Origin of the sequence: Leclercia sp. LSNIH1 (assembly GCF_002902985.1) — a bacterium.
Lineage (GTDB): Bacteria > Pseudomonadota > Gammaproteobacteria > Enterobacterales > Enterobacteriaceae > Enterobacter.
Genome location: NZ_CP026167.1, coordinates 303,418 through 321,640, shown reverse-complemented (window position 1 = coordinate 321,640; position 18,223 = coordinate 303,418). Strand labels below are relative to the sequence as shown.

Annotated in this window: 18 protein-coding genes; 3 read left to right on the top strand and 15 right to left on the bottom strand. The window is 56.7% G+C overall.

Going from position 1 to position 18,223, the window contains the following annotated elements; translation table 11 throughout:
* Positions 1–73: 73 nt before the first annotated feature.
* From C2U54_RS01720 to C2U54_RS01675, 10 genes are all read right to left on the bottom strand, one after another.
* On the bottom strand, positions 74–1,060 hold the full coding sequence (locus tag C2U54_RS01720) for a glutathione S-transferase family protein (RefSeq protein ID WP_103177133.1): 987 nt from the start codon (positions 1,058–1,060) through the stop codon (positions 74–76).
* A 65-nt stretch (positions 1,061–1,125) separates the two neighbouring features.
* Positions 1,126–1,518 carry a DoxX family protein gene (locus C2U54_RS01715; RefSeq protein ID WP_168191992.1) on the bottom strand — a complete coding sequence of 131 codons (393 nt, stop codon included), beginning with the start codon at positions 1,516–1,518 and terminating at the stop codon, positions 1,126–1,128.
* Between the two features lie 220 nt (positions 1,519–1,738).
* Positions 1,739–2,053 carry a YqjK-like family protein gene (locus C2U54_RS01710; protein WP_103177131.1) on the bottom strand — a complete coding sequence of 105 codons (315 nt, stop codon included), beginning with the start codon at positions 2,051–2,053 and terminating at the stop codon, positions 1,739–1,741.
* A complete protein-coding gene (locus C2U54_RS01705; RefSeq protein ID WP_103177130.1) occupies positions 2,050–2,448 on the bottom strand; it encodes a phage holin family protein in 399 nt (132 codons plus the stop codon). The genes C2U54_RS01710 and C2U54_RS01705 overlap by 4 nt, the downstream gene beginning before the upstream one ends.
* Before the next feature lie 2 nt (positions 2,449–2,450).
* Positions 2,451–2,756 (bottom strand): DUF883 family protein, encoded by a 306-nt coding sequence (locus C2U54_RS01700; RefSeq protein ID WP_103177129.1) that lies wholly within the window; start codon positions 2,754–2,756, stop codon positions 2,451–2,453.
* Positions 2,757–2,785: 29 nt separating this feature from the next.
* A complete protein-coding gene (locus tag C2U54_RS01695) occupies positions 2,786–3,154 on the bottom strand; it encodes a DUF1090 domain-containing protein (protein WP_103177128.1) in 369 nt (122 codons plus the stop codon).
* A gap of 154 nt (positions 3,155–3,308) precedes the next feature.
* Positions 3,309–3,671 (bottom strand): EnvZ/OmpR regulon moderator MzrA, encoded by a 363-nt coding sequence (gene mzrA / locus C2U54_RS01690; protein ID WP_371413859.1) that lies wholly within the window; start codon positions 3,669–3,671, stop codon positions 3,309–3,311.
* 25 nt (positions 3,672–3,696) lie between these two features.
* Positions 3,697–4,359: a DedA family general envelope maintenance protein YqjA gene (gene yqjA / locus C2U54_RS01685; RefSeq protein WP_103177127.1), complete on the bottom strand. Its 663-nt coding sequence runs from the start codon at positions 4,357–4,359 to the stop codon at positions 3,697–3,699.
* A gap of 350 nt (positions 4,360–4,709) precedes the next feature.
* The gene (gene exuR, locus C2U54_RS01680; protein ID WP_103177126.1) at positions 4,710–5,486 is read right to left on the bottom strand and encodes a transcriptional regulator ExuR; all 777 of its coding nucleotides are present in this window, start codon (positions 5,484–5,486) and stop codon (positions 4,710–4,712) included.
* A gap of 177 nt (positions 5,487–5,663) precedes the next feature.
* Complete coding sequence (locus C2U54_RS01675; protein ID WP_103177125.1) at positions 5,664–6,962, bottom strand: MFS transporter; 1,299 nt, start codon at positions 6,960–6,962, stop codon at positions 5,664–5,666.
* A 471-nt stretch (positions 6,963–7,433) separates the two neighbouring features.
* Here C2U54_RS01675 and uxaC point away from each other — a divergent pair, with 471 nt between their 5' ends.
* Complete coding sequence (gene uxaC / locus C2U54_RS01670; protein ID WP_103177124.1) at positions 7,434–8,846, top strand: glucuronate isomerase; 1,413 nt, start codon at positions 7,434–7,436, stop codon at positions 8,844–8,846.
* A 17-nt stretch (positions 8,847–8,863) separates the two neighbouring features.
* Positions 8,864–10,351 (top strand): UxaA family hydrolase, encoded by a 1,488-nt coding sequence (locus tag C2U54_RS01665; protein ID WP_103177123.1) that lies wholly within the window; start codon positions 8,864–8,866, stop codon positions 10,349–10,351.
* An 86-nt stretch (positions 10,352–10,437) separates the two neighbouring features.
* Here the strand turns inward: C2U54_RS01665 and sstT are convergent, their stop codons facing one another.
* The 4 genes from sstT to C2U54_RS01640 form a co-directional block, all read right to left on the bottom strand.
* Positions 10,438–11,679, bottom strand: a complete 1,242-nt coding sequence (gene sstT / locus C2U54_RS01660) for a serine/threonine transporter SstT (RefSeq protein ID WP_103177122.1) — start codon at positions 11,677–11,679, stop codon at positions 10,438–10,440.
* 297 nt (positions 11,680–11,976) lie between these two features.
* Positions 11,977–12,945, bottom strand: coding sequence for a TerC family protein (locus tag C2U54_RS01650; protein WP_103177120.1), 969 nt, complete (start codon positions 12,943–12,945; stop codon positions 11,977–11,979).
* Positions 12,946–13,216: 271 nt separating this feature from the next.
* Entirely contained in the window at positions 13,217–14,215 is a 999-nt protein-coding gene (locus C2U54_RS01645) for a Gfo/Idh/MocA family protein (protein ID WP_103177119.1), read from the bottom strand.
* A gap of 70 nt (positions 14,216–14,285) precedes the next feature.
* A complete protein-coding gene (locus C2U54_RS01640; protein ID WP_103177118.1) occupies positions 14,286–14,789 on the bottom strand; it encodes a YgjP-like metallopeptidase domain-containing protein in 504 nt (167 codons plus the stop codon).
* Between the two features lie 85 nt (positions 14,790–14,874).
* On the opposite strand from C2U54_RS01640, the gene rlmG reads away from it, so the two are divergent.
* Entirely contained in the window at positions 14,875–16,011 is a 1,137-nt protein-coding gene (gene rlmG / locus C2U54_RS01635) for a 23S rRNA (guanine(1835)-N(2))-methyltransferase RlmG (protein WP_103177117.1), read from the top strand.
* An 82-nt stretch (positions 16,012–16,093) separates the two neighbouring features.
* On the opposite strand, the gene C2U54_RS01630 is transcribed toward rlmG, so the two are convergent.
* The gene (locus C2U54_RS01630; RefSeq protein WP_103177116.1) at positions 16,094–18,115 is read right to left on the bottom strand and encodes an NADPH-dependent 2,4-dienoyl-CoA reductase; all 2,022 of its coding nucleotides are present in this window, start codon (positions 18,113–18,115) and stop codon (positions 16,094–16,096) included.
* Positions 18,116–18,223: the final 108 nt, after the last annotated feature.

The following is an 18,223-nucleotide window of genomic DNA, read 5'->3' as shown; positions in this document are numbered from 1 at the left end:
TTTTAAGCGATCCACTAAAGCATAGACGGGAATAAAAGGGGGGTAAAGGGCGCCAGAAAAGCGCCCCTGAGGCTTAGCCAAAGCGGACGTCGCGCCCGTGCGGTTCGTTCAGATCCTGCCACGGGCCAATGGAGATAATGCCCGTCGGATTAATGGTTTTATGGCTGCGATAGTAGTGGTTACGGATATGGCCAAAATCGACCGTCTCCGCAATCCCCGGCATCTGATAGATGTCGCGCAGGAATCCGTGCAGGTTGAGGTAATCGCTGATCCGGTGTTTGTCGCACTTGAAGTGGGTCACGTAAACCGGGTCAAAGCGCACCAGCGTGGTCCAGAGGCGGATATCGGCTTCGGTCAGCTGGTCACCGGTGAGATAGCGGTGCTGGCCGAGGATCTGCTCCAGCCGCTCCAGCGAGGCAAAGACATTGGTCACCGCTTCGTCGTAAGCTTCCTGGCTGGTGGCAAACCCGGCCTTATAGACGCCGTTGTTCACGTTGTCGTAGATCCAGCTATTCAGGTCATCGATCTTATCGCGCAGCGCGGGCGGATAAAAATCGCCTGCCCGGGCGCCGTGAGCATCAAACGCGGTGTTAAACATGCGGATGATCTCGGCCGACTCATTGCTGACGATGGTCTGATTTTTCTTATCCCACAGTACCGGAACGGTAACGCGGCCGGTGTAGTGGGGATCGGCGTGCAGGTAGAGCTGGTAGAGAAAATCATGGTGATAGAGCGAGTCGCCGGTCGCCGCCGGGAAATCATCGCCGAAAGTCCAGCCGTTCTCCAGCATCAGCGGATGCACCACCGAGACGGGGATCAGCGCTTCCAGCCCCTTCAGGGCACGGACGATCAGGGTGCGATGCGCCCACGGACAGGCCAGAGAAACATAGAGGTGGTAACGATCTTTCTCAGCCGCAAAGCCGCCTTCGCCGCTCGGGCCAGGCGCACCGTCGGCAGTGAGCCAGTTACGGAAGGCCGAAACAGAACGTTTGAAACGCCCCCCGGTTGATTTGGTGTCATACCAGGTATCCTGCCAGACGCCGTCTACGAGTTGTCCCATCTATTCCTCCTTAGATAGCAAAAGCGAGGAGAGATCCCCTCGCTTTTTGATTCAGTATAGCGTGCTTACCACTTCTTATTCAGGACGCGGTCAATACTGAACGCGCCAGGACCGGTGATAGCCAGCAGCAGATAACCGCCTGCGATAGTCAGGTTTTTCATGAACATCAGAGAGTTCACCCCTTCCGCAAAGTTGCTGTGGAACAGGAACGCGGTCAGCAGTGTGAAGCCTGCGGTGAACAGTGCGGTAGTCCGGGTCAGGAAACCGAACAGAATGGCCAGGCCACCCCCCAGTTCAAGCAGAATGGTCAGCGGCAGCAGGAACCCCGGAACGCCCATCGCTTCCATATACTGTTGCGTACCGGCGTAACCCCCGATTTTGCTCCAGCCAGCGGTAATAAACAGGATTGGCATCAGAACGCGCGCTACCAGTACACCAACATCTTCTAATTTTTTCATCTTACTCTCCAGGGAACCACTTGGGCTGTAAATACTATTTATTGTGCAAAATCGGGCGTATGCCGCGGTCTCGCTGTCGATGGAGAGAATCATAAACGGGGCGAATGGGGATTGTTAGCAAGGAAAACTGTCAATCTTTATCAAAGATATTGAGTAATAAGAAGGGAAGGATAAAAGTAAAGCGCCAGGAGGCGCTTTACAGGGTGAGGCAGGGTAAACGTCAGCGGGTTTCTTGTTTGCGGAGCTGCTGCTGGGTAAGGGTGGTTTTAATCATCTTCCACGCGCTCCAGATGCCCAGACCGCGGCGCGCCCAGCGGATCAGCATATTCGGATGGCGCACGGCCCTCACCGCCAGAATGCTGCTCCCTATTAGCGCCCATGCCCGTAGGTTCAGAAACATATTCCACCCGCGGTCATAGCTGTGCGTGGCTTCCAGCCAGTCACGGCTGCCAGCCGACAGATCCAGCCGTTGCTGCTGGATCTGGCTCAGCAAAAATGCCTTTTCTCGCTCACGTTCCGCTCGGCTTCTGCTCACTTTTTGTCATCCTCCAGCAGTGACCGGTCGTTGGCGAGCTCCTTACGGGTATGATGTAGCAGGGTCGACTGGCGCACTTTGCGCATCGTCCATATTCCCCCTATCAGAGCAGCAAGCAGCAGCACCACGGTGGTGCCAATCATCACATTAAGACGATACTGCGGATCGACTGCCCAGATAATCAATACCATCAGGCTCATCAGGCCAAAGGCGGCGAAGAGCATAGTCAACCCCAGCATCAGTAGCAGCTGGAAGAGGTTCGCTTTCTCTTCTTCCAGTTCAACTACTGCCAGCCGGATACGCGTCTCTGCGATGCCGACGAGAGTAGTCAAGATCCGCTGTCCGATACCGAGAACGTTTTTTGCGGGCCCTTGTGGTTGACGTGAATCTTCCATAATTAACGTCGCGTAAGCAGCATGCCGATGACAACGCCAACCGCAGCACCGATACCTACGCCGGCCCACGGATTCTCACGCACATACTCATCAGCGCGCGCGGCAGCCTCACGGGTCTGTTTAGCCAGCGCATCGCTGGTTTCGCCCAGACGATAGCGGCTTTCGTGCAGGGCCTGCTCCGCTTTATTACGCAGTTTGCTCAGCTCTTCTTTCGACTTATTGCCAGAGGAGCTCAGTACCTCTTCCAGGGTATCCGCCAGGGACTTCAGTTCAGCGCGTAAATGGTCTGACGTGGTATCTTTTGACATGATTCTCTCCTGTTACGATGTCCGTTAAATCAGTAATCGCGAGACTCCAGCGCTTTCAGTTCGTTCTGCGCTTCTTGCAGTTTCTGCTCACGTTTGGCAACTTTGTCTGCATCGCCTTTCTCCTTTGCCTCCGCCAGATCCCGGCGGCGTTCAGCAATTTCTTCTTTCTGTTCGGCAATTTTGTGCTGATGATCGGCACGCAGTTTGCTATCAGAACAGTTAGCTTTAACTTCGCTCAGCGCTTTATTCAATCCATTGATTCTGCTCTGATTGTTATGCTTTTCAGCGTAACTGATCTCGCGTTGAATATCCTGTTCCTTCTCCTGACAAAGAGACGAAGCGAACGAAGCTGTGCTCAAAGAAAAAAGGGCGAGGCCCAGGGCGATGCGGTAATTCATTGTTGAAACCTTCCATTGTTTTCGACGTAACCTGCGGAAATGTCGAATTCCAGAGTCGTGCGGAGTACGTGTGAGAGGTGCTCCGCGTACTTAAGCATAGTAAGTAAACGGGGATATCACCAAAGTAAGTGAAAAGATTCAGAATAGTGGAAATTTAGCCTAACAGACGCGATGTATCACGCAGACGGGTCAGCCAGACCACCGCCTGATTGTCATTATCCTGTTGAGCAATGATATAGCCATGCGGCAGGCTGCGATCGAGCACCTTTTTCGCGGCAGCGCTTTGTACGCTGGAGTCGAAGGTGATCAGCAGCACATCTTTCTGCGGGGTAATACTTTTGAACTGAATACCGTTGGCATCCAGGTGATGCCAGATGGAGAAACCATCCGGCATGCTGACGCCCTGATTGACCGCGCGGATCGCCAGCGTCGATTCCTGTTTTTGCAGCGCCGCCCAGGCCAGCAGCAGGGCGCTGAACATCACCAGCGCGACCATGGCGTAAGAGAGACGGCGCATTGACGCGTTAGGATTGGCCATGTCGTTAGCCCTGACTTCCATGTTTTTTCTTCCAGAGAACCACCAGCGAACCAATCAGCCCGAACACCAGCAGCACGACCGGCAGCAGCATCAGGCAGGACATCAGCTGATCTTCATATTTCAGGAATACCGGCGTTTTGCCAAGCAGATAGCCCAGTGTGGTAAGGATCAGCACCCACAGCAGGCCGCTCATCCAGCTAAAGAACTGAAAACGCGTGCTGCTAAGGCCGGAAAGACCGGCAATGGTTGGCAGCAGTGTACGGACAAAGGCGATAAAGCGGCCCACCAGCAGCGCGGAAAGCCCGTGCTTGTGGAACAGGTGATGCGCCCGTTGATGATAGTGTGCCGGCAGGTGCGATAGCCAGTTCTGCACGATACGCGTATTGCCAAGCCATCGCCCCTGGATATAGCTCAACCAGCAGCCGAGGCTGGCGGCAATGGTCAGCAGCAGGACGGTTTGCGGAAATTGCATTGCCCCTTTTGCGCACAGCACGCCAACCAGCACCAGCAGGCTATCGCCAGGCAGGAAAGCGGCAGGAAGCAGACCGTTTTCAAGAAACAGAATCATAAACAGGACAAAATAGAGCATGCCAATCATGGACGGATTGGCCAGCGTTTCGAAATCCTGGGCCCATAAGGCATTAAGTAGTTGGGTCAAAAGTTCCATTCAGTGTTCCTGGAAAGCGGTTAACGACGCACCTGTCAACCGGGTCAAACAGCACGGCGACATTTTTTATAATTTCATTATGGTCGCTCGCGGACACAGTGTGTGGCCAAACTGTTCCCTGTTAAATGGCTAAGTAAGCAAGCACTAACTAACAAGCTAAACGGCAAATTGCATCTAATTGTAACAAACGCCAATGGGATCCGTCACAGTATTTGCATGTACCGCAGATAGATTTTGTCTTAACCCAGGGAGGAGACGCGAGGCTATTTACAAAGGCTGACACTATATATGTTTACTTACCCACCGTGGCCGGAAGGCGCAGCGAAGCGCCTGCCGATGCGTGAAGAAAACTATTTTGCGTGACTGACGGCGCTATCGAGGTGAACCACCGGATTCTCAGCAAAAAGATAGCGGTCGGCGTTAAATTCGAAGTCGTCGCTGGTTTCATTGAACAGCATCTGTTTGGTGTTTTCGAGATGCTGCCACATCGCCACTTTTGCCGCATGCGGGTCTTTACGAATCAGTGCCTTAAGGATTTGATCGTGATCGTCACACCAGTTATCCACGGTGCGGGAATCGATATGATCGTGCAGTTTTTTCCAGTACGGGTTATGAACGCGCTGAGTCCACATTTTTTCGACGATTGCCGCAAGCGCACTGTTTTGCGTCGCCAGCGCCACCTGGACATGAAACTGCAGGTCCCATTCGGAGTCGCGGAAGCATTTCTCTTTACGCGCGTTGTCCTGGATCTCCATCAACTTCATGATGTCCTGCTTGGTCACCTGCGTCGCCGCGAACTCGGCGATATTACTCTCAATAAGCTGACGAGCCTGGAGCAGCTCAAAGGGGCCGTAATTGGCAAATTCCAGATTTTCGTCCGGGGCCGGGGAGTGTTTTGGCTGGCTGGAGATAACATGAATGCCGGAACCTTTACGCACTTCAACATAGCCTTCCACTTCCAGCATGATGATGGCTTCACGAACCACGGTGCGGCTTACGCTCTTCTCATCAGCGATAAAACGCTCGGCAGGTAACTTGTCGCCTACCAGATAAACGCCTTGCTCGATGCGCGATTTCAGCTCGGCAGCAAGTTGCTGATAAAGACGACGGGGTTCGTTGATTTCCATATGCGCTCCAGGCAAGGTATGGCTAATGATTTGTTATACCACTTTTACCCCTTTGTCTCCAGATTTGACCCGCAAAAAAGCCGCTCGGGAGCGGCTTTTATATACCAGACTGCGCTTCGCTTGCGCGCCCTGGCGGTTTAGTAGGCCGGGTAAGCGAAGCGCCACCCGGCAATAAATCTAGCTCTGAGTCGCGGGTCTTCCAACAGACTCTTGCAACAGCTCCTCTGCGGACTTGCTTTTCAGCACCGTCCAGATAAGCACTGCACCCAGCAGGTCGAAGATAGCCAGTACCGCGAACAGCGGGCTAAAGCCGATGGTGTCAGCCAGCGCACCGACCACCAGGGCGAACAGGGTGCTGGCGGTCCAGGCTGCCATCCCGGTCAGGCCGTTAGCGGTCGCCACTTCATTACGACCGAAGACATCAGAAGAGAGGGTGATCAGCGCACCGGAGAGAGACTGGTGAGCAAAGCCCCCGACGCACAGCAGCGCAATCGCGACATACGGGCTGGTGAACAGACCAATCATCCCCGGGCCAATCATCAGTACGGCACCCATGGTGACAACCATTTTACGGGAGACGATCAGGTTCACGCCGAACCAGCGCTGGAACAGCGGTGGCAGGTAACCCCCGACGATACAGCCCAGGTCTGCGAACAGCATTGGCATCCAGGCGAACATGGCGATCTCTTTCAGGTTAAAGCCGTAAACTTTAAACATGAACAGCGGGATCCAGGCGTTGAACGTACCCCATGCAGGCTCAGCCAGGAAACGCGGCAGGGCGATACCCCAGAACTGACGGGTACCCAGAATCTGCAGAACAGACATCTTCTTGCCGTTATTGGTCTGGTGCTGGGACTCCTGGCCGCCGATGATGTAGTCACGTTCTTCATCAGAGAGTTTCTTCTGATCGCGCGGGTGTTTGTAGAAGATCAGCCAGCACATCGCCCAGGCGAAGCTCAGTACGCCGGAGAGAATAAACGCCAGCTGCCAGCTGTGCATCACGATAGCCCATACCACCAGCGGCGGAGCAATCATCGCGCCGATAGAGGAACCCACGTTGAAGTAGCCCACCGCGATGGAGCGCTCTTTCGCCGGGAACCACTCTGACGCCGCTTTCAGGCCCGCAGGGATCATCGCCGCTTCCGCAGCACCTACCGCGCCACGGGCCAGCGCCAGGCCACCCCAGCTGCCTGCCAGCGCGGTTGCGCCGCAGAAGATGGCCCAGGTGACGGCGAATACGGCGTAGCCAACTTTCGTACCCAGAATATCCAGCACGTAGCCTGCTACCGGCTGCATGATGGTGTAAGCCGCGGAATAGGCCGCGATAATATAGGAGTATTGTTGCGTGGAGATGTGCAACTCTTCCATCAGCGTTGGCGCAGCCGCCGCTATGGTATTACGCGTCAGGTAGCCCAGCACGGTGCCGAGCGTCACCAGTGCGATCATGTACCAACGTAACCCTTTAATTTTACGCATGTAAAACCTCATCGTTATGTTATTGCCGCACCGGAGTACGGGCATCTCTATGCATTGCGTGAGATGTTTTCAACGGGAGGGCGTAACCGGGAATGCTCCCGGTACGGCCCGAACCTTGCCATAAGTAACGTGCATAATTCGGTATCCTTACCGCTGAGTCCGACGCCTGTGGCACCGGTAATGCATTCCGTCGGCTTATAATTTGCGACGGCAGAACGATAACTTGTCATACAACTTCAAAAGGTGAGTGACATCACAAATGTGTCAATAATTGTAAGGGTAATGTCGAGTCTGTGTCAGGCCAGAGCTGGCGCGGCGTTAAGCGCTGTTTAACACTTTAGATGTAGATTATTTGTCGACGTTTATTGATCTAACTCACGAAAAAATCATCGGCCTCTGGAAATTGGTGTGATAACTTTGCAGCATCTGAACATTGCTGTTTTCTGACGTGCCCGTTAAGAGGATGACGACATGACGCCGTTTATGACTGAAGATTTTCTGTTAGATACCGAATTTGCCCGCCGCCTGTACCATGATTACGCGAAAGACCAGCCGATTTTCGACTACCACTGCCACCTTCCGCCGCAGCAGGTCGCCGAAAATTACCGTTTTAAAAACCTGTATGACATCTGGCTGAAAGGCGACCATTACAAGTGGCGCGCCATGCGCACCAACGGGGTGGCGGAACGCCTCTGTACCGGCGACGCGTCTGACCGTGAAAAATTCGATGCCTGGGCAGCGACCGTGCCGCACACCATTGGTAACCCGCTCTACCACTGGACCCATCTGGAGCTGCGCCGTCCATTCGGGATCACCGGCAAGCTACTCTCTCCGACTACCGCGGATGAGATCTGGAACGAATGCAATGAGCTGCTGGCCCAGGATAAATTCTCTGCCCGCGGCATCATGAAGCAGATGAACGTGAAGATGGTCGGCACCACCGACGATCCGATTGACTCTCTGGAGCATCACGCCGTTGTAGCGAAAGACAGCTCGTTTGACGTGAAAGTGCTGCCAAGCTGGCGCCCGGATAAAGCGTTCAACATTGAGCAGGCGACCTTTGCCGACTACATGGCGAAGCTGAGTGAAGTCTCTGATACCGAGATCCGCCGTTTCGGCGATCTGCAGACCGCGCTGACGAAGCGTCTGGATCACTTCGCGGCTCACGGCTGTAAAGTGTCTGACCATGCGCTGGACGTGGTGCTGTTTGCTGAGGCGAACGAAGCCGAGCTGGACAGTATCCTGGCGCGCCGCCTGGCGGGTGAAACCCTGAGCGAGCATGAAGTGGCGCAGTTCAAAACCGCGGTACTGGTCTGGCTGGCGGCAGAATATGCCCGTCGCGGCTGGGTGCAGCAGTACCACATTGGCGCGCTGCGCAACAACAACCTGCGTCAGTTCAAGCTGCTGGGCGCCGACGTCGGTTTCGACTCCATCAACGACCGTCCGCTGGCGGAAGAGCTCTCCAGACTGCTGAGCAAACAGAACGAAGAGAACCTGCTGCCAAAAACCATTCTGTACTGCCTGAACCCACGCGATAACGAAGTGCTGGGCACCATGATCGGTAACTTCCAGGGCGAAGGGATGCCGGGCAAAATGCAGTTCGGTTCCGGCTGGTGGTTCAACGACCAGAAAGATGGCATGGAGCGTCAGATGACCCAGCTGGCGCAGCTTGGTCTGCTGAGCCGCTTTGTCGGCATGCTGACCGACAGCCGCAGCTTCCTTTCCTATACTCGCCATGAATATTTCCGCCGCATTCTGTGCCAGATGATTGGCCGCTGGGTCATCGCAGGCGAAGCGCCGGCCGATATTCAGCTGCTGGGCGAAATGGTGAGAAACATCTGCTTTAACAATGCGCGCGACTACTTCGCTATTGAACTGAACTAAGGCCGTCTGAGGTTGATATGCAATACATCAAAATCCATTCGCTGGATAACGTTGCGGTCGCGCTGGCCGACCTGAGCGAAGGCCTGGAGGTGACGTTTGACAACCAGACCGTCACCCTGCGCCAGGATCTGGCACGCGGGCACAAGTTTGCCCTGCAGCCGATTGCCAAAGGGGAGAACGTTATCAAATACGGTCTGCCTATCGGCCATGCCCTGGCGGATATCGCGGCGGGTGAATTTATTCACTCCCATAATACGCGCACCAATCTGAGCGATCTGGATGAGTACAGCTATCAACCTGAGTTGCTGGCTGAGAGCCGCCAGGCGGCAGATCGTGACGTTCAGATCTACCGCCGCGCCAGCGGTGAGGTGGGGATCCGCAATGAACTGTGGATCCTGCCCACCGTCGGCTGCGTCAACGGCATCGCCCGTCAGATCCAGAGCCGCTTCCTGAAAGAGACTAACCAGGCGGAAGGCACCGACGGCGTCTTCCTGTTCAGCCACACCTACGGCTGTTCCCAGCTGGGTGACGACCACATCAACACCCGCACCATGCTGCAAAACATGGTCCGCCATCCGAACGCCGGGGCGGTGCTGGTGATTGGCCTCGGTTGTGAAAACAACCAGGTGGATGCCTTCCGTGAGACGCTGGGGGATTTCGACCCTGCCCGCGTTCACTTTATGGTGTGCCAGCATCAGGAAGATGAGGTGGAAGCCGGTCTGGAGCATCTGCATGAGTTGTATGAGGCGATGCGCCATGATAAGCGTGAGCCAGGCAAGCTGAGTGAGCTGAAGTTTGGTCTGGAATGCGGCGGCTCGGATGGGCTGTCCGGCATTACCGCTAACCCGATGCTGGGTAAGTTCTCTGATTATGTCATCAGCAACGGCGGCACCACCGTGCTGACCGAAGTGCCGGAGATGTTCGGCGCGGAGCGCATTTTGATGAGCCACTGCCGCGACGAAGCGACGTTTGAAAAGACCGTCACCATGGTCAACGACTTCAAGCAGTACTTTATCGCCCACAACCAGCCGATTTACGAGAACCCATCCCCGGGCAACAAGGCGGGCGGGATCACCACGCTGGAAGAGAAATCCCTCGGCTGTACCCAGAAAGCGGGTGCCAGCCAGGTGGTGGACGTCCTGCGCTACGGCGAGCGGTTGAGCACGCCGGGTCTGAACCTGCTTAGTGCGCCGGGTAACGATGCCGTTGCTACCAGCGCCCTGGCGGGGGCGGGTTGCCATATGGTGCTGTTCAGCACCGGTCGCGGCACCCCATATGGCGGTTTTGTGCCAACGGTGAAAATTGCCACCAACAGCGAGCTGGCGGCGAAGAAAAAGCACTGGATCGATTTCGATGCCGGTCAGCTGATCCATGGCAAAGCGATGCCGCAGCTGTTAACGGAATTCGTGGATGTGATTGTGGATATTGCCAATGGCAAACAGGCCTGCAACGAGAAAAACGACTTCCGCGAGCTGGCGATCTTCAAGAGTGGTGTGACGCTGTAGGTGTGGTGTCGGGTGGCGCTAACGCTTACCCGACCTACGAACCAAAATCAGGCCCGGTAAGGCGTAGCCGCCACCGGGCTTTTTTATTAATTACGTAAAGCGTTCTTAGCCAGACGCGCATCTTCAGCCTGACACGCCGCAGCGGTAAACAGCACGTCGGTGGAGGAGTTCAGCGCGGTTTCGCACGAGTCCTGCAGCACGCCAATGATAAAGCCCACAGCCACAACCTGCATCGCCACTTCATTCGGAATACCGAACATGTTGCAGGCCAGCGGGATCAGCAGCAGAGAACCACCCGCCACACCCGATGCACCACAGGCGCACAGCGACGCCACAACGCTCAGCAGCAGCGCGGTTAACAGGTCGACCGGCACGCCCAGGGTATGCACGGCAGCCAGGGTCAGCACGGTGACGGTGATCGCCGCCCCTGCCATGTTCACCGTCGCACCCAGTGGGATAGAGACGGAGTAGGTGTCACGATCCAGGTTCAGCTTCTCGGCCAGCGCCATGTTAACCGGAATGTTTGCCGCGGAGCTGCGGGTAAAGAAGGCGTAGACGCCGCTCTCACGCAGGCAGGTCAGCACCAGCGGATAAGGGTTACGGCGGATCTGCCAGAACACCAGCAGCGGGTTGATGACCAGCGCCACCAGCAGCATGCAGCCCACCAGTACAACCAGCAGTTGCGCATAGCCCCACAGGGTTTCAAAACCGGTGGTTGCCAGAGTAGAAGAGACCAGGCCAAAGATACCGATCGGCGCAAAGCGGATCACCACTTTCACTATAAAGGTGACCGCGTTAGAGATATCGGTGATCAGATTTTTGGTGGTGTCGTTGCCGTGGCGCAGGGCGAAGCCCAGCCCGACGGCCCATACCAGAATGCCGATGTAGTTAGCATTCAGCAGCGCGTCAATCGGGTTAGAGACCATGCTCATTAGCAGGCCGCGAAGCACTTCCACGATGCCCGATGGCGGGGTGATATCGCCCACCGCAGAGGTGAGGTGCAGCGTGGAGGGGAACACGAAGCTAAAAATGACCGCCGTCAGCGCGGCAGAGAAGGTGCCCAGCAGATAAAGGAACAAAATCGGGCGAATGTTGGTTTTCTGTCCTTTCTGGTGGTTGGCAATGGAGGCCATAACCAGCATCAGTACCAGGACTGGGGCGACGGCTTTTAACGCGCCAACGAACAGGGTGCCGAGCAGGCCGGTGGCAATTGCCGCCGGTTTGGAAACCAGTGCCAGTAAAATACCCAGCACCAGACCTACCAGTATTTGTTTAACAAGGCTGCCCTGCGCCAGACGCGCGAGCAAACCCGGGGATTGCATGGTCATAAAAATTCCTTCAGTGAGATTGCGTTCCGTCCCGGAGATGCTCTCAGGCACTTATATTCCGGTTAGAGGTGTGTGTTTGTCAGGATGAGTATATTGAATGCGCGAAGTCTGGGAAGAGCAAAATGCTGGAATTTACGTACTGCGTCATGTTTTTTAACTGTCTGGTTACATTTTTGCCGGGTAGCGCGTTTTACTCCGCTGCGTGTTGTCATGCCGGGTGGCGCTGCGCTTACCCGGCCTACAAAACCGTAGGCCCGGCAAGCGTCGCGCCGCCGGGCACCAGACCGCACAATCCCCTTACTGGATCTGCCGCTTCTTATCGTTCTGGTGGTTCACCCAGGCGTTGATAAGCAGGGTCACAACCAGGATGCCAAACACCACGCCCAGCGAGATGGCGATCGGGATGTGATAGAAATCGACAATCAACATCTTAATGCCGATAAAGACCAGGATCACCGACAGACCATACTTCAGCATTGAGAAGCGCTCCGCCACGCCCGCCAGCAGGAAGTACATCGCACGCAGGCCGAGGATCGCAAAGAGGTTTGAGGTCAGCACGATGAACGGGTCAGTGGTCACCGCGAAGATCGCCGGAATACTGTCGACCGCGAAAATCACATCGCTCAGCTCCACCATGATCAGCACCAGCAGCAGCGGCGTGGCATACAGCAGGCCGTTTTTACGCACAAAGAAGTGCTCGCTTTCGATGGTGTCGGTCATACGCATATGACCACGCAGCCAGCGTACCAGCGGCTTCTCGCCAATACCGGTTTCATCTTCCTTCGCCAGCGCCATCTTCACGCCGGTAAAGAGCAGGAAGGCGCCGAAAACATAGAGCAGCCATTCGAACTGGGTAATCAGCCAGCTACCGGCGAAGATCATGATGGTACGCAACACGATCGCGCCCAGCACGCCATACACCAGCACCCGACGCTGCAAGGCTGCAGGCACCGCAAAATAGCTGAACAGCATCAGCCAGACGAAGACGTTATCCACCGCCAGGGCTTTTTCAATCAGATAGCCGGTGAGGAACGCCAGCGCCTGCGGATCGGCCACCGCGCGGCCTTGCGTCACGGAGAGATACCACCAGAAGGCGGCACAGAAGAGCAGGGAGAGGGTGACCCATACCAGCGACCAGGCGGCCGCCTGCTTCATGGTCATGCCATGCGCGCCGCGCCGACCCTGCAAAAAGAGATCGATCGCCAGCATGATGACCACAACGATGGCGAATCCTCCCCACATCAGCGGAGTACCTACAGTATTCATACAATTTTCCTTCCACAAAAAAAACGGCTAACGTCAGAAGACGATAGCCGTTGCGTTTTTTGTGCATAGACCTCGCCTTCCGGCAAGGTCTCACTTACAACAAGAAAGGAATACGCTCACGTATTCCTTTTTCGTTGCCCGGCGACCGGATGCGGTATTACACGCATCGTAATGACGATCCACCGACCAGGAAGTTACTCCCCTTTGCAGGTAACAAAATATGTCAGGCCATTGGTTTCGTCAATGGCCTGCGCTAATTCATTACACAGCTTTACGCGGTAACTTCTGCGTTAAGGCCGTCAGCCGGGAAAACCACCCCCGTCTGGCGACGGATTTCGGTTTGCAGCTTCGCCGTGGTACGGCTCACCGCAAGGCCCGGATGGTTAACTTCCTGGGTTTCGACCAGACGCGCAAACACCTCTGCCTCATACAGCATAGTGTTGATATGCTGAGGCTGCGTCAGTTCCTGAGGCTTGCCGCCGCGCGGCACGTAGCTCAGCTTCTGGCACTCAGAGATCTTCTCGATCACCAGCGCGCCGTTCTCGCCCTGGATCTCGCTTGGCAGCACCGAGTCACTCACCTTGGAGTGCTGCAGCGTCACGCTGAAATCGCCATAATCCAGCACTACCAGGCCGTGGGCATCCACGCCGCTTTCCAGCAGGCTGGCGGTCGCCTGCACCCGGTGCGGCTCGCCCCACAGCGCCACCGCCGAGGCGAGACAGTAGAAACCGATATCCATAATCGAGCCGTTGGAGAACTGCGGATTAAAGGTGTTCGGATTCTCGCCGTCCAGGTAGCGCTGGTAGCGCGACGAATACTGGCAATAGTTGATAAAGGCTTTGCGGATGCGGCCCACTTTCGACAGCGACTGCTGCAGCAGCAGGAAATTCGGCAGGCTGGCGGTTTTGAAGGCCTCGAACAGCACCACCTGGTTTTCCCGCGCAAGGGCAATAGCGGCTTCAACCTCATCGATATTAGAGGCCAGCGGCTTCTCGCAAATCACATGTTTTTTATGGCTGAGGAACAGCTTCGTCTGCGGGAAGTGCAGAGAGTTGGGGCTGGCAATATAAACCGCGTCAATCGCATCGCTTTGCGCCATCTCCTCCAGCGAGGTAAAGAGATGTTCGACGAGGTAGTCGTTCGCAAAGGTCTGGGCCTGTTCAAGGCTGCGGGAATAGACTGCGGTAAGTTTATATTTGCCGGTCTCATGGGCGGCATCGACGAACTGACGGGTGATCCAGTTCGTCCCAATGACTGCGAAACGTATCATAAACGTTTACGTACTCCGTAGCAGGGAACCTTTAGCCACTGTAGCACGTCAACATGACAAATCGCGTGCGCTAATCCGCATTACTCTTTAACGATAGATGCGTCAGCCACAGCCGGGTATCAAACTCCAGCTGATGGTACTGCGGCTCCATGTGGCAGCAGAGGGAATAGAAGGCTTTATCGTGCTCCTTCTCTTTCAGGTGCGCCAGCTCATGCACCACGATCATGCGCAGGAACGCCTCCGGCGCGTTGCGGAACACCGTCGCCACGCGGATCTCGGCTTTGGCCTTCAGCTTGCCGCCCTGCACGCGGGAGATGGCGGTGTGCAGGCCCAGCGCGTTCTTCAGCACGTGGATCTTGTTGTCGTACATCACCTTATTGATCGGCGGGGCGCTCTTCAGGTAACGGCTTTTGAGATCCTGCGTATACTGCCAGAGGGCTTTATCGGTAGCGACATCGTGGGTGCCGGGATAGCGTTTTTCCAGCACCGCGCCCAGCTTTTGCTCGGCAATCAGGCTACGAACCTGAGAAAGTAAATGCTCCGGGTAGCCCTGGAGATAAGGAAGTTGGTTCATCAAAAGCCCACATCAGTGTGAAAACGGGTATACTCACGCACCCTTTTCAGGGATAACGCCGAAATTTTACCACTCAGGAGGGCCGATGAGCCACTTAGACAACGGTTTCCGTTCACTCGACTTAAAACGTTTTCCGGAAACGGACGACGTTAACCCGCTGCAGGCGTGGGAAGCGGCGGATGACTATCTGCTGCAACAGTTGGATGACACCGAAATCAGCGGCCCGGTTCTGATCCTGAATGATGCTTTCGGCGCCCTGGCTTGCGCCCTGGCCGAACACACCCCTTACAGCATCGGTGATTCATACATAAGCGAGCTGGCGACGCGGGAAAACCTGCGTCACAACGACATCGATGAAGGCAGCGTAAAGTTCCTCGACAGCACCGCGGATTACCCGCAGGCGCCGGGCGTGGTGCTGATCAAAGTGCCGAAAACGATGGCGCTGCTGGAGCAGCAGCTCCGTGCGCTGCGCAAGGTGGTGACGCCAGAGACGCGCATTATCGCCGGTGCTAAAGCGCGTGATATCCATACCTCTACGCTGGAACTATTCGAGAAAGTGCTGGGGCCAACCACCACTACGCTTGCCTGGAAGAAAGCGCGCCTCATCAACTGTACTTTCACGGCACCAGACCTGGCCGACGCGCCAGAGACCCTGAGCTGGAAGCTGGAAGGCACCGACTGGACCATCCACAACCACGCCAACGTCTTCTCCCGCACCGGGCTGGATATCGGGGCGCGTTTCTTTATCGAGCATCTGCCGGAAAATCTGGAAGGGGAGATCGTCGATCTCGGCTGCGGTAACGGGGTGATCGGCCTGACCCTGCTGGCGAAGAACCCGGAAGCGAGCGTGGTCTTCAGCGACGAATCGCCGATGGCCGTAGCCTCCAGCCGTCTCAACGTGGAGACCAACATGCCGGAGGCGCTGGATCGCTGCGAGTTTATGATCAACAACGCGCTCTCGGGCGTGGAGCCGTTCCGCTTCAACGCCGTGTTCTGCAACCCGCCGTTCCATCAGAAGCACGCCCTGACCGATAACGTCGCCTGGGAGATGTTCCACCACGCGCGCCGCTGCCTGAAAATCAACGGGGAGCTCTACATCGTCGCCAACCGCCACCTGGACTACTTCCACAAGCTGAAGAAGATCTTCGGTAACTGCACCACCATTGCGACGAACAACAAGTTCGTGGTGCTGAAAGCGGTTAAGTTGGGTCGCCGCCGTTAAGATTGTTTTGCCCGGCGGCGCTACGCTTACCGGGCCTACAAAACCGTAGGCCGGTGCAAGCGTAGCGCCGCCCGGCAATGCTTTAGATCGCTAATGCTAACGCCGTCCCCTGGGCAATCGCCCGCCGGGCATCCAGCTCCATCGCCACATCACACCCGCCAATCAGATGCACCGTTCTGCCCGCCTCGCGCAGCGGCTCGGCCAGATCGCGCTTCGGCTCCTGTCCGGCACACAAAATGACATGATCGACGGGCAGCAACTGCGGTTCACCGCCGATCAATAGGTGCAGCCCTTCGTCGTCGATCTTCTGATAACTCACCGCCGGGATCATCTTCACGCCGCGGGCGAGGAGGGTGGCGCGGTGGATCCAGCCGGTGGTTTTCCCCAGCCCTTCGCCAGGTTTGCTGGCCTTGCGTTGCAGCATCACGATCTGGCGCGGGCTTTTTGGCAGCTGGGGCCCTTCCGGACGCAAGCCCCCCACCTGATTCAGGCTGGTGTCGATGCCCCATTCTGCGCAGAATTCCGCGATATTCTGGCTGGTGGCCTCGCCCGTCTGGCTCAGGTACATGGCGGTATCAAAGCCGATCCCGCCGCAGCCGATGATCGCCACCCGATCGCCCACCGGCGCTTTGTCGCGCAGCACGTCGAGGTAGCTCAGCACTTTCGGATGATCGATGCCTTCGATCGCAGGCAGACGCGGGGCGATCCCGCTGGCGAGGATCGTTTCGTCAAAGTTGGCGAGATCGTCCGCGGTCACCCATTGGTTGAGCCGCAGATCCACGCCGGTAACCTCGATCATCCGGCGGTAGTAGCGCAGCGTCTCGTAGAACTCCTCTTTGCCGGGGATCTGTTTGGCAATATTAAACTGCCCGCCAATCTCAGCGGCGGCATCAAACAGCGTCACGCTGTGCCCGCGTGCGGCGGCATTCACCGCAAACGCCAGCCCCGCGGGGCCTGCGCCCACCACCGCCAGCCGCTTTTTGCTGATGGCCGGAACGATGGGCATGCGGGTTTCATGACAGGCGCGCGGATTCACCAGGCAGGAGGTGACTTTGCCGACGAAGATCTGATCCAGGCAGGCCTGGTTGCAGCCGATACAGGTGTTGATCTCATCCGCACGGCCGCTTTGCGCTTTGGAGAGGATCTCCGCATCGGCGAGGAAGGGCCGCGCCATCGACACCATATCGGCATCGCCATTCGCCAGCAGATCGTCTGCCACCTGGGGATCGTTAATGCGGTTGGTGGTCACCAGCGGGATCGACACTTTGCCTTTCAGCCTGCGGGTTACCCAGCTGAACGCCGCGCGCGGCACCGGGGTGGCGATGGTCGGAATGCGCGCTTCGTGCCAGCCAATCCCGGTGTTGATGATGGTCGCGCCCGCCGCCTCTATGGCCTGCGCCAGCTGGACGGTTTCCTCGAAGGTGCCGCCGCCCTCCACCAGATCCAGCATCGACAGGCGGAAGATAATAATAAAGTCGCTTCCGGCGCGCTCGCGCACGGCGCGCACCACCTCGACGGCAAAGCGCATCCGGCGTGCATAGTCGCCGCCCCATTCGTCGTCGCGCTGGTTGGTGCGTGCAGCGAGGAATTCGTTAATCAGATAGCCTTCGGAGCCCATCACCTCCACGCCGTCGTAGCCCGCCTCCCGCGCCAGCGCCGCACAGCGGGCGAAGTCATCGATCAGGGTCAGGATCTCGTCGTGGGTCAGCGCTTGCGGCTTAAAGCGATTGATGGGGGCCTGGATCGCCGACGGGGCCACCGGGTTTGGCTGATAGCTGTAGCGCCCGGTATGCAGAATTTGCAGGGCGATTTTACCGCCTTCCTGGTGGACGGCATCGGTCACGATCCGGTGATGGGGCAGCTGTGCCGCATCGTTCAGCACCGCGCCGCCCTCCATCGCCACCCCGGATGGCGCAGGGGCCACACCGCCAGTAACGATGAGCGCCACCCCGTGACGGGCGCGCTCGGCATAGAACGCGGCCAGCCGCTCAGCACCGTCCGGCCGCTCCTCCAGCCCGGTATGCATCGAGCCCATTAACACGCGGTTTTTCAGGGTGGTGAATCCCAGATCGAGGGGGGCGAATAGCGACGGGTAGCGGCTCATAGTCTCTTCCAGTGTAAAATTATTGTTATGTGGTCGGATGAGTTACTAATTTAGCCAGCGGCAGAAGAAAGGTAAAAGCGGGATCGAATGATTGTGATAGATCTCAAA

Bases quoted from the DNA above. Each gene is read 5' to 3' on its own strand.
- C2U54_RS01720 (WP_103177133.1), bottom strand. From the start codon at position 1,060: ATGGGACAACTCGTAGACGGCGTCTGGCAGGATACCTGGTATGACACC.
- C2U54_RS01715 (WP_168191992.1), bottom strand. From the start codon at position 1,518: ATGAAAAAATTAGAAGATGTTGGTGTACTGGTAGCGCGCGTTCTGATG.
- C2U54_RS01705 (WP_103177130.1), bottom strand. From the start codon at position 2,448: ATGGAAGATTCACGTCAACCACAAGGGCCCGCAAAAAACGTTCTCGGT.
- C2U54_RS01700 (WP_103177129.1), bottom strand. From the start codon at position 2,756: ATGTCAAAAGATACCACGTCAGACCATTTACGCGCTGAACTGAAGTCC.
- C2U54_RS01695 (WP_103177128.1), bottom strand. From the start codon at position 3,154: ATGAATTACCGCATCGCCCTGGGCCTCGCCCTTTTTTCTTTGAGCACA.
- mzrA (WP_371413859.1), bottom strand. From the start codon at position 3,671: ATGCGCCGTCTCTCTTACGCCATGGTCGCGCTGGTGATGTTCAGCGCC.
- yqjA (WP_103177127.1), bottom strand. From the start codon at position 4,359: ATGGAACTTTTGACCCAACTACTTAATGCCTTATGGGCCCAGGATTTC.
- exuR (WP_103177126.1), bottom strand. From the start codon at position 5,486: ATGGAAATCAACGAACCCCGTCGTCTTTATCAGCAACTTGCTGCCGAG.
- C2U54_RS01675 (WP_103177125.1), bottom strand. From the start codon at position 6,962: ATGCGTAAAATTAAAGGGTTACGTTGGTACATGATCGCACTGGTGACG.
- uxaC (WP_103177124.1), top strand. From the start codon at position 7,434: ATGACGCCGTTTATGACTGAAGATTTTCTGTTAGATACCGAATTTGCC.
- C2U54_RS01665 (WP_103177123.1), top strand. From the start codon at position 8,864: ATGCAATACATCAAAATCCATTCGCTGGATAACGTTGCGGTCGCGCTG.
- sstT (WP_103177122.1), bottom strand. From the start codon at position 11,679: ATGACCATGCAATCCCCGGGTTTGCTCGCGCGTCTGGCGCAGGGCAGC.
- C2U54_RS01650 (WP_103177120.1), bottom strand. From the start codon at position 12,945: ATGAATACTGTAGGTACTCCGCTGATGTGGGGAGGATTCGCCATCGTT.
- C2U54_RS01645 (WP_103177119.1), bottom strand. From the start codon at position 14,215: ATGATACGTTTCGCAGTCATTGGGACGAACTGGATCACCCGTCAGTTC.
- C2U54_RS01640 (WP_103177118.1), bottom strand. From the start codon at position 14,789: ATGAACCAACTTCCTTATCTCCAGGGCTACCCGGAGCATTTACTTTCT.
- rlmG (WP_103177117.1), top strand. From the start codon at position 14,875: ATGAGCCACTTAGACAACGGTTTCCGTTCACTCGACTTAAAACGTTTT.
- C2U54_RS01630 (WP_103177116.1), bottom strand. From the start codon at position 18,115: ATGAGCCGCTACCCGTCGCTATTCGCCCCCCTCGATCTGGGATTCACC.